The 13,316-nt window shown below is 59.5% G+C and carries 10 protein-coding genes; 3 read left to right on the top strand and 7 right to left on the bottom strand.

Translation table 11 applies throughout. The annotated features are described in order from the left end of the window. Positions 1–79: 79 nt before the first annotated feature. The 4 genes from ACIREA_RS00005 to ACIREA_RS00020 all read right to left on the bottom strand — a co-directional run bounded on the left by ACIREA_RS00005 (position 80) and on the right by ACIREA_RS00020 (position 8,210). Positions 80–2,539, bottom strand: a complete 2,460-nt coding sequence (locus ACIREA_RS00005) for a c-type cytochrome domain-containing protein (protein ID WP_397379231.1) — start codon at positions 2,537–2,539, stop codon at positions 80–82. After that, positions 2,536–4,545: a hypothetical protein gene (locus tag ACIREA_RS00010; RefSeq protein WP_397379233.1), complete on the bottom strand. Its 2,010-nt coding sequence runs from the start codon at positions 4,543–4,545 to the stop codon at positions 2,536–2,538. The genes ACIREA_RS00005 and ACIREA_RS00010 overlap by 4 nt, the downstream gene beginning before the upstream one ends. A 47-nt stretch (positions 4,546–4,592) precedes the next feature. Then, complete coding sequence (locus ACIREA_RS00015; protein WP_397379235.1) at positions 4,593–6,791, bottom strand: DUF1549 domain-containing protein; 2,199 nt, start codon at positions 6,789–6,791, stop codon at positions 4,593–4,595. Between the two features lie 78 nt (positions 6,792–6,869). Continuing rightward, entirely contained in the window at positions 6,870–8,210 is a 1,341-nt protein-coding gene (locus ACIREA_RS00020; RefSeq protein WP_397379237.1) for a DUF1501 domain-containing protein, read from the bottom strand. 84 nt (positions 8,211–8,294) lie between these two features. On the opposite strand from ACIREA_RS00020, the gene ACIREA_RS00025 reads away from it, so the two are divergent. Genes ACIREA_RS00025 through ACIREA_RS00035 form a run of 3 tightly spaced genes read left to right on the top strand, consistent with a single transcriptional unit; the run spans position 8,295 to position 10,220 of the window. Continuing rightward, positions 8,295–9,299, top strand: coding sequence for a hypothetical protein (locus ACIREA_RS00025; protein ID WP_397379239.1), 1,005 nt, complete (start codon positions 8,295–8,297; stop codon positions 9,297–9,299). After that, complete coding sequence (locus ACIREA_RS00030) at positions 9,296–9,496, top strand: hypothetical protein (protein ID WP_397379241.1); 201 nt, start codon at positions 9,296–9,298, stop codon at positions 9,494–9,496. The genes ACIREA_RS00025 and ACIREA_RS00030 overlap by 4 nt, the downstream gene beginning before the upstream one ends. Further along, positions 9,462–10,220 carry a ComEC/Rec2 family competence protein gene (locus ACIREA_RS00035; protein WP_397379243.1) on the top strand — a complete coding sequence of 253 codons (759 nt, stop codon included), beginning with the start codon at positions 9,462–9,464 and terminating at the stop codon, positions 10,218–10,220. The genes ACIREA_RS00030 and ACIREA_RS00035 overlap by 35 nt, the downstream gene beginning before the upstream one ends. A gap of 4 nt (positions 10,221–10,224) precedes the next feature. On the opposite strand, the gene ACIREA_RS00040 is transcribed toward ACIREA_RS00035, so the two are convergent. Genes ACIREA_RS00040 through ACIREA_RS00050 form a run of 3 tightly spaced genes read right to left on the bottom strand, consistent with a single transcriptional unit; the run spans position 10,225 to position 13,300 of the window. Further along, a complete protein-coding gene (locus ACIREA_RS00040; protein WP_397379245.1) occupies positions 10,225–11,664 on the bottom strand; it encodes a DUF1501 domain-containing protein in 1,440 nt (479 codons plus the stop codon). A gap of 44 nt (positions 11,665–11,708) precedes the next feature. Beyond that, the gene (locus ACIREA_RS00045) at positions 11,709–11,891 is read right to left on the bottom strand and encodes a hypothetical protein (protein ID WP_397379247.1); all 183 of its coding nucleotides are present in this window, start codon (positions 11,889–11,891) and stop codon (positions 11,709–11,711) included. Between the two features lie 47 nt (positions 11,892–11,938). Further along, positions 11,939–13,300, bottom strand: a complete 1,362-nt coding sequence (locus ACIREA_RS00050; protein ID WP_397379249.1) for a DUF1501 domain-containing protein — start codon at positions 13,298–13,300, stop codon at positions 11,939–11,941. Positions 13,301–13,316 lie beyond the last annotated feature (16 nt).

Genomic DNA, 13,316 nt, shown 5'->3' on the forward strand with positions numbered 1-13,316 from the left:
TGGCTTGCTGAGTACAACAGGCTAACGCAGCGCTGCCAGCATCCTTTCTCCCGGCTTCACTCCATGCTCAGATTGAGACTCAAGGTTTGAAGACAGCGATTTCCTTCGCTGTGGCGACATCCCAAGCGCGGACAAATCCGTCTTGGTCGCCGCCGAGAACCACATCTCCGGACTTGGTGGTGGCGAGTGATTGGAGGAAGCCCGTGCTGCCAGCCAGTTTTTTCACCTCGCCGCCATCACTTGTGATAAGGCGGAGCTTGGTATCGCCAGCACTAGTGGCGATCTGATCTGCGGCACCGAGGTAGTGGATGCCGGTGACTTCCTTGTCCCAGCCATCGACGCTCTTGCGGCGATCGCCGGTGGTCCAGTCCCAGACTTTGACGACGTTGTCAGCACCACTGCTGGCCAGCACGCGGCCATCGGCGCGCCATGAAAGGCCGAGCACGTGATGCGTGTGACCTTCAAAGACCTTCACGACTTTACCTGTGCTCAAATCGGTGATGCGCACGGCTTTGTCCGCGCCGCCGGAGGCGAGGAGCTTGCCATCGGGCGAGAAATCGAGCGCGAAGATGCTATCGAGATGGCGCTCGGCATAGTTCGTGGTGAGCTTTCCAGTCGCCACGTCCCAGAGTGTGATGTCACCGCTGCGTGATGGCTCGCCGCTGCCGATGGCCAGCGTTTTGCCGTCGGGGCTGAAGGCGAGACTGTTGGCGCGGTCAGTGATTTGGGAATTGCCGTCGCCGGTGCCAAAGGTGCGTTCGAGGGTCCATGCGGCACTCGTGCTGCCCGGCGTGATGGGTTTGCCATTCACGGTGCTCCAAGCGAGCGGCGGGCCGCTGTCCTGTTCGGCGATGAGTTCGAGGCCGTTCGCGGAGAACTGGAGCGACTTAGCTTTCTTGAGTCCGGTAGTGAGCGTTTTGGCAATGAGATCACGGTCTGCGTTTGCCTTCAGCGCCTCCTTCTTCACCACTTCGAGGCGTGCCTTCTCATCAATGACGGACTGCTTGGCTTTCTTTTCATTTTCGGTGACGAGTTTGATTTCGTTCGCCGTGTCGGTGATCGCGGCTTCGGCACGGGTGAAGGCTTCCTGCGCGAGTTTGAGATCCGCAGCCGCCTTCGTGGCCTTTTCCTGAGCGTCAGTGTTCTTTTTGGCCAATGCTTCGTCGGGTTTGCCTTTGGGAGCCTTGGCCATTTGATCCGCGATTTCCTTCGCTGATTTCTCTGCCGCGGCTTTGGCATCCTCCTTGGGCTTGAGGGTCTTCCGTTTTTCTTCGAGGCCCGTTTTAGCGAGTTCCACGAGCTCGGTCAGAGCAGCCGTTTTTTTTGCATCGCTGGTGGCCGCAAGTTTGATTTCGGCGGCAGCGGTTACCAAGGCTGCTTCGGCGCGTTGGAGAGCGGCCTGAGCCTGAGCAAGGTCGGTTACGGCTTTGGCAAGACTGGCCTGTGCGGCAGTCTGCTTTTGAGCCAAAGCTTCATCTGGTTTGCCAGCGCTGGCTTTAGCCACTTCATCCGCGATGTCCTTGGCAGCTTTATCGGCTGCGACCTTGGCGTCCTCCTTGGGCTTGATGTCCTTCTTCTTTTCTTCGAGGGCCTTCTTGGCGAGCTCGGCGAGTTCGTTGGCTTTCTTCAGGCGATCGGTCTGCTCAGTGACAGCTCTTTCAGCCGTCCTGATGGCTGCCCCCTGATAAGTCTCTTCCAGCGCCGCACGCACGGCGGTGAGCGTGCGCTGAGCAAGGGCCTGCTCGGCGGAGAGGTCGGATTTGATGTGGGCGATGAGCTTGCCGCCGGCGGTTTCGGTCAGCTTGATGGAGTTGTCCGCCTCCTGCGTTGCGGTGAATTTGGCCGAAGGAGCGAAGGCGGGAGCAGCGGGGGCGCTGCGTTTCCACAGCTTCACCTCACGAAAGCTGCCGGTGGCAAGGCGTGTGCCGTCCGGGCTGAAAGCCACAGACTGCACGAGATCGCGATGGGCGACACCAGGCTGTTTGTAGAGGCCGGTTTTGAGCAAGGTTTCATCCGTGAGCTTGGTGACGAGACTCTGGGTGGGCAGGTGGTAGATGCTGATCTGGTTTGCACGAGCTGCAGCAGCAAAGTCACCCAAGGGTGCAACGGCGATGGCATAAATGGGCTGCAAGCCCGCCGGAAGCGGCTCCCATGCGATGATCTGCAACTTTTTGGGTGAGGCTTTTGCGCCTTGATCAATCCACGCTTTGAAGAGCGCGAGCTGCTCGGGGGTGAGATTCACCGCGCCGACCTTGTTGCCCTTTGGCGGCATCTCGGAATCCCAGGTATGCGCAGCAGCCTGGTACATGACGCTCTCCGCGCCTTTGCCGGGAATGATGCCCTTGTCGCTCTCGCCGCCCTTGGCCATGAGCTCAGGCGTCTCCATGTTGAGGCCGCCCTTGGTGGTGGTCTTGTTATGGCAGGCGATGCAGTTGTCCTTCAAGAACGGACGGATCTGCTGGTCGTAGTCGATGGGCGCGGGAGCCGCGGCCATGACGAAAGACGAATTCAGGATGATGAATGGGAGGATGATTCTCATTTTTTTGCGACCTCCTTCACACGGATGCGGATGGGATTGGAATAGACAATGAAGGTGGCGTCTTTGGCAGCAGACTTCGCGGTGAGGTCTTTGACGAGCTTGTCAGCGGTGGCTTTGGTAGTGTCTGCCGTCTTGAGGGCGGCGGTGGCGATTTTGACGAGTTCGGCCTTTTTCGGCGTTGCGTCCGCATTCGCGGTGTCGAGCTGCTTTTTGGCTGCAGCCTGCGCTTCGATGGCTTTTTTGGCTTCGGCTTCGGCAGCGTTGAGTTCTTCGACACCACGGCGGAATTTCATTTTTGCCGGGCCTTGGAGGATGAAGCCGTAATCTCCAGGTGCGAGTTTGAGCGTTTTCACATCCAGCGTGAATTTGCCAGCCGCAGCTTTGGCGGGGATGTCGGCTTCAGGAGCTTTGGTGACATCCATGAGACCGAGGACCTTCAGTTTGAGAGCATCGGTAAAGTCGGCGTGACGGGTGACTTTGAGAGCGATTTCGAGTTTGGCGTCGGCAGCGACTTCGAGGATGTCCGTTTTCTCCGTCTGCACGAACGCAGGAGCGGTTTGTGCGCTGACACCGAGCGCAGATGCGCCGGCGGTGCGATAGAGGACGTTGTCCCGGGTGGCGTCAGCCACCGCATAACACACGAAGCGACTCTTTGGAATTCCGCTGAGGAGGCTGGCTCCAGCCGGGGCATCGGCGCTCGCTTGAAACGCGATGTAGCCCAGCGACTGGCCTTTGCCGATGAATCCGCCGAGGCAGGTGACGCCCGCAGGGAGCTTGTCGGCCTTGAGTTCAAGGGGCTCGCTCAGGGCATTGCGATTGGGAGCGATGATTTCCAACGCGGCGATGCCACCACGCGGGATATTGGCGCTGCCGATCTCTCCTCCTTTGGTCTTGGCTCCGGGGAGGATGGGATTGAGGGCGATGAGCTCGTCAAGCTTGGGCGCTTCCTTGAGAATGCGCAGCTCGTAGGGCTGTGTGGTGGCGAAATTGTCGCTGAGGGTGATGCGGAAGGTGCCGTCCGCCTTTGCTTCATAGGCATACGAGGGATCGCGGCTGGGAAGATTGATGCTGGGAACGGGCACGATGGCCGGTGCATCAGCAACCTCAGCCTGTGGTTTGAGCGTTTCTTTGCCTGCCGGATCTTTGGCAAGATTTTCAATGACCAGATGCGGATCGGTGGCATGACCGAGCTGATGGGAATGCACCTCAATGATGAATTTTTCGCCCGTCTTGAAGGGCAGATCAAAGACCTGCGGCAGACCTTGGGGCAGGAAGGAGTCCCGAACAGTCTGACCGATCTGGATGGGGCGCACGTCCTCAAGCTTGACGGTCCTTGGTGCCGGAGGGGCCGCGGATGAAAGAGTGATGCGGTAGCCGTAATCATCCCCCGTGCGATACATGAGCTCGTTGACGCGCAGAAGATAGGTGGCATCGGCGGCGGCGGTGAAGGCGAGGACTCCGGCACGCATGTGGGCCAGTTCGCGCCCGGTGGGTGCAAGCAGCGCGCCAAGCAACTCGGTGCGTGTGTCAAAACGTCGTCCGTCGAAGGTGGCGGTAAGGTGCTGCCCCTTTTTCAAATCCACGCTGAACCACTGGGGCGAATTGGATTTGAAGCAGCCTTCAACCACAGAATTGAGACTGACTTTGAGCGCTTTGTCAGGTTTGGCGTTTACCCCAGTGGAGTCGATGGAATCAAGCGTGGTGACCTCAAAGACACGCGGGTTGGAGACACCGTAGCGGCCAACGAAGCGGCAATCGTAGAGGGCAGGCTTCAGGTCTGCGGGAAGCGTGATGCTAAAGACGTTCGGCTTGATGCTCTTGAGCGGAATGGCGCGCTCGTTGAGCAGGACCGACTGCGGCCCTTCGAGATCCGTACCACGCAGGGTGAGTTCCAGCGTGGCGCCGACCTTGGCACCCAGAGGAGCAACCGAGGTCAGCGTCGGAGACGGAAAGGTGGCCTGAGAGAACGCTGGAGCAGAGAGCGCCAGCAGAACTGAAAATTGCAAACTGAGAACTGAAAACTGAAAATTGGAGCAAGGCATGGCACGAGCGCTTAGTGATTAAAAAGGAACTCTTTCGTGTTCAGCAGCGCCCAGAGAATGTCCTCATAGGCTTCCTTTTTGCCTTTGAAGGCTTCATCGCCGGTTTTGCCTGCAGTTTTCTTGTCGAGATGAGTGTGGGCAAATTTGACTTCGGCAGCGTTGGGGTCGCGGCTGAGAGCGATGTGGTAGAGGTCGGAGATCTTGTCGTCATCAGGACGCGTGTCCTTCGTGAGGGTGTCGGCGCGACCATTGCCACGGGACAGCTGGGTCTGGATTTCTGCGGCGTTCAGCAGATGGAGGCTCTGCGCGAGGCTGGCCTCCTGCGTGCGCTCGCACTCGCAGGCGCTGGAGGAGTCGGGACGGCCAAAGACGCTGAGGAAGTAGGTGCTCTGGTTGTAACTGTTGTCAGGCAGAGAGACGGCGCGTGTGCCGGGGGCCTGACCGGCGAAATTTGTTTGTACATCGAGCAGCGTGTTGACGGAATCGTAGAGGACTTCGGCGTTGAGACGCTTTGGATAGTAGCGGCTGAAGTTCTGACGGTCCTTCGCGTTGTAGGTGTTTGGAACAGCGCTGAGCTGGTAGGTGGTGGAATTGGTGATGGTGCGGATGAGCTGCTTCAAATTGTAGCCGCTCTTCACGAAGTCCGCCGCGAGGGCGCTGAGAAGCTCGGGATTCACCGGCGGATTGGTCTCGCGCATGTCGTCCTCGGGTTCGACGAGGCCGCGGTTGAAGAAATGCTTCCAGTAACGATTCACCAGCGTGTGGGCAAAGAAAGCATTGTCCTTCTGGCTCATCCATTCGGCGAGCGCACGACGTGGATCTTGTTCAGGCTTCAGTTTCAAAGTTGGACCGCCGAGACTGGTGGGGGTGACGGCCTCCTTTGTGCGAATGTTCGTGGTCTGGGCTACACCGCGCTTGTTGAAGATCATTTCTTCACCGGCAAAAGCCGAGGGCTTGCGGCTGACGTTGCTGAAGAAGGCGGCGAAGCCGTAGTAGTCCTGCTGGCTCCACTTCTCAAAGGGGTGATGGTGACACTGCGCACACTGCATGCGTGTGCCGAGGAAGAGCTGAGCCACATCCTCCATCTGCTGCTTCATTTCCTTGACCTGACGATACCAGGCGACAGGGGGATTCTGATCGAGATCACCGGAAGCGGAGACGACTTCGCGCACGAATTGATCGTAAGGCTTGTTGTCTGCGATGCTGTCGCGAATCCATGAGTAGAAGAGATAACTGCCGCGCGCAAAATTGGGCTGGGTGCGCTGATTGCGCAGGAGAGCGCTCCACTTGTTGGCGAAGTACTCGGCGTATTCAGGGCTGTCGAGCAGGCGGTCGATGAGGACGCTGCGTTTTGCGGCATCTTTGGAGGCCATGAAGTCCTTCATTTCTGCGGCGGTGGGCAGGCGGCCGGTGATGTCGAGGGTGACACGGCGAATGAAGGTGCCGTCGTCAGCGATGTCAGACGGCGGCATGCCGATGGTCTTCAATTTCGCGAAGACGAGATCATCCACAAAACCACGCGAGGCGGGCAGTTTGTCCACCGGAGCGCCGAGCGGCACGGTGGCGCGGAAGGTGGAGACCTTGCCCTGATAGCGGACCATCACGGCGACATCTCCGGGAAGATCAAAGAGCTGCACGCGGCCGGTTTCACTGGTCTCGGCCATCGCTTTTTCGTTGGCTTCATACAGCGCGCGCTTGGTAACGTCACGGGTGCTGCCGTCGGTGTAATGTGCGGTGACCTTGAGCTGCTGCGCTCCTTTGAGCGGCATGGTGAGCTTAGCGGGCTCCACGCTGATACTCGCCATCTTGGGATCGGTGTCCTTGCCATAGGGCATGCCCTCACGAATCCAGCGTGCCAGATCGGCATAGTCCTCGGATTTTGGATCGAGCTTCTTGCCGCCGCCGTGCGGGAGCTGGGCGGTGCCTTTGGTCAGCAGCAGGCTTTGCTCTGCCGAGGCCGGAAACACGCGGCGTCCGCGGGCTTCCTTCACGATATGCTCATAGTCTTCCTGGGGCTCAAAGCCGAGGAGCGAGAGCTTGAAGCCGTTCTGTCCGCCCGATTTGCCATGGCAACCGCCGGAGTTGCAACTGCCCTTGGTGAGGATGGGAACGATGTCGTTCGCAAAATTCAGCGGGCGCAGAGCTTCGGCCGCAAAACATGGTGCGGAAGCAGACAGTGCGGCGATGAGGGTGGCGCGTTTCAGATTCATGATGGGTCAAACTACGGGGTGAGAGCTGAATTCTTGTCTTCCAGATTAAAAGGAGAGTGAGTTTCCGGTTTGAATCTTTCACACCAGCTCCGCCATCGGCAGATGGCTATCGACCAGATACTGGGGTCTGCCGGTGAGATCAGTGAGCGTGGCCTTGGTGACATCAATGCCCATCTGCTTGTAGAGCGTGGCGAAGACCTCGCCAAAGGCGACGGGGCGTTCGGTGGGTTCGCCGGCTTGTTTATCGGTGGCACCGATGACCTGACCGTGGCGCATGCCACCGCAGGCAAGGAGTGCGGAGGCGACGCGCGGCCAGTGGTCCCGGCCTCCATTGGCGTTGATCTTCGGAGTACGGCCAAATTCTCCCCAAACGACAACGGAGACATCTTTGTCCAGGCCGCGCTCGTGCAGATCAGCAATAAGCGCGCTGAGTCCGCTGTCGAGCAGCGGCAGGTCTTCGCGCAACTGGCCGAAGTTGTTGGAATGGTAGTCCCAGCGGCTGAAGGCGAGCGTGACGACACGAGCGCCAGCTTCGACGAGACGGCGTGCGGCAAGGAAGTGTTCGGGCAGACGCGGGCCGCCGTCGTCACGATTGCGGTTTTCGCCTTTGCCGTAGCGCTCGACGACACGCGGATCTTCACGACTCAAATCGAGGGCGTGAAGCAGCTTCGGGCTCGTGAGCACATTGAGAGCCTGCTCATTGAAGACATCCACGCCGCCCATGAGTCCGGTGGCATCGAGATCACGCCGCAGAACGTCAAAACTGGAGAGCAGCGACTTGCGATCACGAAGACGATCGAGCGTGATACCATGGAGCGACATGTCCTCCGTGCCGCCACCGCGGTTTGGCTGGAACGGTGCATGCGCGACGCCGAGATAGCCTGGCTCACCCGTGCGGGCCCATTCCATGTGGCCCATCTTGGGCGCAAGTCCGACGAACGGCGGCATGGCGGGATTGGTGCTGCCCTGCAAACGCGAGACGATGGAGCCGAGCGAAGGCCAGCCACCGGGAGGCTGCTGCTTGGAGTTGCGGCCGGTGAGGCACTGAAAGGCATCGTGGCGCGAATCACAGTCGGCGAGCGAACGGATGAGAGTGCACTTGTCCATCATCTTCGCGAGACGCGGCAGATGCTCGCAGATCTGGATGCCGGGGACGTTGGTTGAGATCGGTTTGAACTCGCCACGAATCTCACTCGGCGCGTCCGGCTTCATGTCGAACATGTCCTGATGCGACGGGCCGCCGGGCAGGAAGATCATGATCACCGCCTTGTGCGACTTGCCAGTCTTCTGAACGGACTCGGCACGCAGCACATCATTCAACGACAGCCCGCCCATGGCGAGCCCGCCGATCTTGAGGAAGTTTCGACGCGACACGCCATCGCAATAGCCGCCGCTGGGATGTGAGTAGAGATTGAGCATGGCTGGGTGGAGGGCCGTTAACCTACGGGGCGAGGGATGGGACTCTTGCCAGACCGGTGATACAGAATGCGTTTGGTTCTAAACATGAGCGGACTGATCGGACACACGATGTATGGCATTCTCGCGGCAAAAGCCGCGAAAGGACGCGGCCTGCCCATCACTCCGATCATCGAGCGACATTTGCCCAGCTTCCTCTGCGGTGCGTATCTCGGCTGCGACATCCAGGTGATGCCAGAAGCCGTCTGTATAGATACCGGACGCGAGTTGGGCTTTGGCACGGTGCCGTTGGAAAAAAGCCCGATCACCGGAGGTGCGGTGAAACCTTGGACACTGGAGCATGAGGGGCGCAAATACCGGCCCAAGGAAATTCATGAGCTGTTTTATGGACGTGCGCATCTAGTATTCGGCTGGGCAAAACCGGAGGTGAACCTGCGTGTGCCGTGGGACCATCTGGCAGATTATTGTGCGCGGGCGATTCGTGATGACATGAGCTCTGAGCGCGGCCTGGCTTATGCACTGGGCTGGATGGTGCACATTGTTGGAGACTCGTTGATCAAGTCGATCCAGCCGGGCATTCGAATGCATTTGCTCGATGGCGTTTACACCCCGCGAAATCGCATCGTGCAGGATCAGTTCACGTTTCATACGATTGGCGGCGAGTTGGGCATCGAGTGGGTCAAAACCTTTCGTGACATGGCCGCAACGCCGGTGGAGTCGATCCAGTCGCACTACATGCGTGTTGGCGAAAAGCGCGGTGATCTCGCGCAGCTGTTTGATGACGGCTGGAAGCCCGAGTTACAATCACTGCTGGCTGCTGTGCTCACCGAAAACCGCCGTTGGCTCCCGTATCACACCACCGATGTGCTGCGTGTGGTGCAGCGTGACAGCGAGGAAGCGAAGCGCGTGAGCGGAGGGCTGGAGTTTGATGCGATGATCAAAATCGCCGAGAGCGCGGGCATGCGGGATACTTTGGTGACAATCGCCGAGCAATGCGCCGATTTGATGGAGCAAACTCTCGTGCAGGTGCCGGAGTGGAGGAAATTGCCTCGACAGCCCGCTGAAGGCTGGAACAGGCTCAAACGTCTATGATACGACTCATTACCTTCTGCCTGCTGCTGGCGACATCCCTTCACGCAGCGGATGGCAAGCTCATCATCACCTACTTGAACATGCCGAAGCACGGGCTGGCCGTGGTGGTGCAAAAGCCGGGCGGCAGGACATGGATGATCGACACCGGGCGGCAGGACATGGATGATCGACACCGGGCCGCAGTCCGACACGTATGATGCCGGACGCGACACCATTGAGCCCTTTCTCAAAGCACGGGGAATCACGCAGCTCGACGGCATCGCGATCAGCCATCCGCATGGCGACCATTATGGCGGCGCGATGTGGCTGCTGGATCACATGCCGGTGAAGACCTTTGTGGACACTGGTTACTCCGCACGCGGCTTCTCGCTGGCCTACAACCGCCTCCGCCAACACGCGCAGGAACGCGGTGCGAAGTACATCGCCGCCACCGAGGGAGACAAACTCAACTTTGATCCTGCATTGACCGTCGAAGTGCTCTCGCCGCCGAAGACCATGCACAACGTCGACACTGATCCTGCCAAGATCACCGAGCACGGACTGCTGAACACAAACTCGCTCTTCCTGCGCATGCAGCATGGTCAAAACGTCATCTTCTTCCCCGGCGACGCCTACGGCACGGGGCAGCGCTATGTCCTGGAAAAAACTCCGCCGGAGAAATTGAAAGCGGCGGTGGTCACGGCACCGCATCATGGTTTCAATACGCATCCCGAATTTGCGGCGGCGACGAAGCCAAAATTTGCCATTGCCTCATGCCTGGATTTTTACGCGGGAAGCGAAGTGCCCTCGCCCGGCGAGAAATTGACAAAGCAGTTTGAGCCGCTGGGTACGCAGGTGTTTGTGACCGCGTGGCATGGCAACATTGAGATCACTTCTGATGGTGTCGATGTGACAGCAAAGACCGAGCGGAAAGGCAAATGACGCGTTACGTCAGCCCGCCAATCGGCGAGCCCATGTACAGCGTGTGCGGGCGGCCTGTGAAGTCTTTCCAGATCGTTTCGCGTGGCAGGCCCAGAGCCTCGTAGATCGTCGCAGCGAGATTTTCAGGCGTCTGCGCATCGCTGGCGGGATAGCCGCCGATTTTGTCGGTGGAGCCGATGACGCGACCACCTTTGATGCCACCGCCGGCAAGAAGAATGCTTTGTGCGTGGCCCCAGTGATCACGACCCGGCAGAGCGGTGGCGGAGATGCTTTTGATTTTAGGCGTGCGGCCAAACTCGCCGCCCATGATGATGAGGGTCTCATCGAGCTGCCCGCTAGCGTCGAGATCTTCGAGCAAGGCGCTCACGGCCAGATCCATCGGCGGGAGCAGGTAGTTTTTCAGATTTCCCCAAGCGGCCTGATGAGTGTCCCAGGTCTCGCTGTTGCCGAGATTCACCTGCACCATGCGCACGCCACTTTCCACAAGCCTGCGGGCCATGAGCAGCGACCAGCCAAAGCTGTTACGACCGTAGCGGTCGAGCATTTTGGGATCCACTTTTTCCAGACTGAATGCATCATGAACCTTGCGATTGCTCAGCAGGCCGATGGCCGCCTGCCGGGTGGAATCAAAGGCTTCATCACCCGCCAGCGCGGTGAGATCATTGGTTTGCTGCTCCAAGGCATTGCGGAGTGAAACGCGGTCCATCACGCGATCCATCGTGAGCCCCTGCGGCAGCGAGAGATGCGGGGCCTGAAAGCGCAGGGTGGTGTCCGTTTCAAAACCGCGCTCATGATGGAACAGGTAGTTTGGAAACGCGCCGTAGTGCTTCGGATGGTAGGGAGACATCTCCAAAAACCATGGGTCATGCTGCGCGCCAAGCGTGCCTGCGAACTGCCCGGCTAGCGTGCGGCCTTCGCGATGCACGAGTTTCTCCGGCAGCACAATGGCAGGCGGCAGATTGTCTTTGCGCTTTGGCAGCAATGCCGTGGCCAGCGCCGCCATGCTGGGATGATCGGACTTCTTCGGCTTCGATGGATCGAACCCCAGCGGCGCATCACTGCGGCCGGTGAGCATGATGTGATGGCCCAGCGAGTGATCACTGCTGCCATGGGTAAGCGAACGCACCAGCGACCACTTTTCCGAGATGCGCGCGAGATTGGGCAGGTGCTCGCAGATGTGCAGTCCTGGCGTACGCGTGCGGATGGGTTTGAACTCGCCCCGGATTTCCATGGGGGCATCCGGCTTCATGTCGAAGCTCTCATGCTGGGCGAGTCCGCCTGAAAGAAAGATGTAGATCACGGACTTTGCCCGTGGCGGTTGCGTGGCCGCCGTCATCGCCTGGAGCGCGCTGAGATGATTCATGCCGAGGCCAAGCAAACCCACCGCCCCGGCCTGAATCACTTCACGGCGGGAAACGGGATGTGCTGGATGCGGAAAAGACATGCGTATGGAAATACGCCTTCTGCCGCCAAGACTTTCCAAACGAACTACTTCCGGTTCCAAGCACCCAGCTTGATCGTATGATCAGCGGTTGCAGGATCTGCAGCGGACTTCTGACGCAATATCTTGGTCACCACAATCGCGCCATCCTGCATCACCACACGCAGATCAGCTTCATCCCCTTCTTTGAGGACCAAGCCTTCTGGAATGGTGGTTTTGATCGGATACATGGCAACCTATAATGCCTGAAGGGGGCATGGGCAAGGCGCGTTCCGCCTCAAATCAGCTCCGGCATGGGCTGCCAGCCATCGACCAGATACTGCGGACGGCCGGTCAAATCGTTGAGTGTGGTCTTCACGGTGTCGATGCCCATGTGCTTGTAGAGCGTGGCAAAGACTTCGCCGAAATGGACGGGGCGTTCGGTGGGTTCGCCGCCGAGCCGGTCCGTGGCACCGATGACCTGACCTGTGCGCATACCGCCACCCGCAAGCAAAGCACCGCCGACACGAGGCCAGTGGTCGCGCCCCCCCTCTTTGTTCACCATCGGCGTGCGGCCAAACTCACCCCAGGCGACAACAGCGACGTCTTTGTCGAGGCCGCGCTGATGGAGATCTTCCACGAGAGCGCTCATGCCTTGATCGAAAAGCGGCAGATGGCGCAGGAGCTGCGGGTAATTGTTGTCGTGGAAGTCCCAGCGGCCGAAATTCAGCGTCACCACACGGGCACCGGCTTCGACGAGACGGCGGGCCAGCAGGAAGTGCTCGAGATTCATCGGAGCGCCGTCGCCGTAGTTCCTCGGGTCGCCTTTGCCGTAGCGTTCACGGGTTTTGAGGCTCTCCTGGTTCAAATCGAGCGCGGTGAGCAGCTTGCTGGATGTCAGTACATTCAGGGCCTGCTGATTGAAGGCGTCCATGCTGCCGACGAGGCCGCTGGCGTCGATCTCGCGGCGGAATTTGTCAAAGCCGGTGAGCAGTGAGCGGCGGTCTTCGAGACGGTCAAGCGTGATGCCATTGAGTTGGAGATCTTCCATGCCCGCGCCGTTCGGACGGAAGGCGGCATGCGTGTTGCCGCAGAAGCCCGGATGTCCTGGCGAGCCATAGGGAGGATGACCGGCCTTGGGAGCGAGGCCGATGAAGGCGGGCATGGCAGGATCCGCCTGGCCTTTGAGCTTGGAAACGACGGAACCGATGGAGGGCGGATCGGAAAGGCGGCCCACAGGGGCACCGCCACCGTTCGGCGGGGGTGGCTTGCCGGTGTAGCAGATGAAGCTGTCGTGCGCGCCGTTTGGAGAGCCGTACATGCTGCGGATCGGCACCAGCTTGTCCATGATCTTGGCGAGACGCGGCGCGTGCTCGGAGATGTGGATGCCGGGGACAGCGGTCTTGATCGGTTTATAGGGGCCGCGAATCTCCAGCGGCGCGTCCATCTTCAAATCATACATGTCCTGGTGCGGCGGTGCGCCACACATGTAGATCATGATCACGGATTTAAAGCTGCGGCCCGTGCGCGCCTCGGCCTCGGCCTTCAGCAATTCCGGCAACGACAGCCCGCCCATGGCGAGGCCGCCGATGCGCAGGAAGTCGCGACGCGAGACGCCGTCGCAGAACTTGCCGTGGGATTTGCCGGAAATGGTGAGCATGAGTATGCCAAAATAA

Origin of the sequence: Prosthecobacter sp. (assembly GCF_044373815.1) — a bacterium.
Classification (GTDB): Bacteria; Verrucomicrobiota; Verrucomicrobiia; order Verrucomicrobiales; family Verrucomicrobiaceae; genus Prosthecobacter.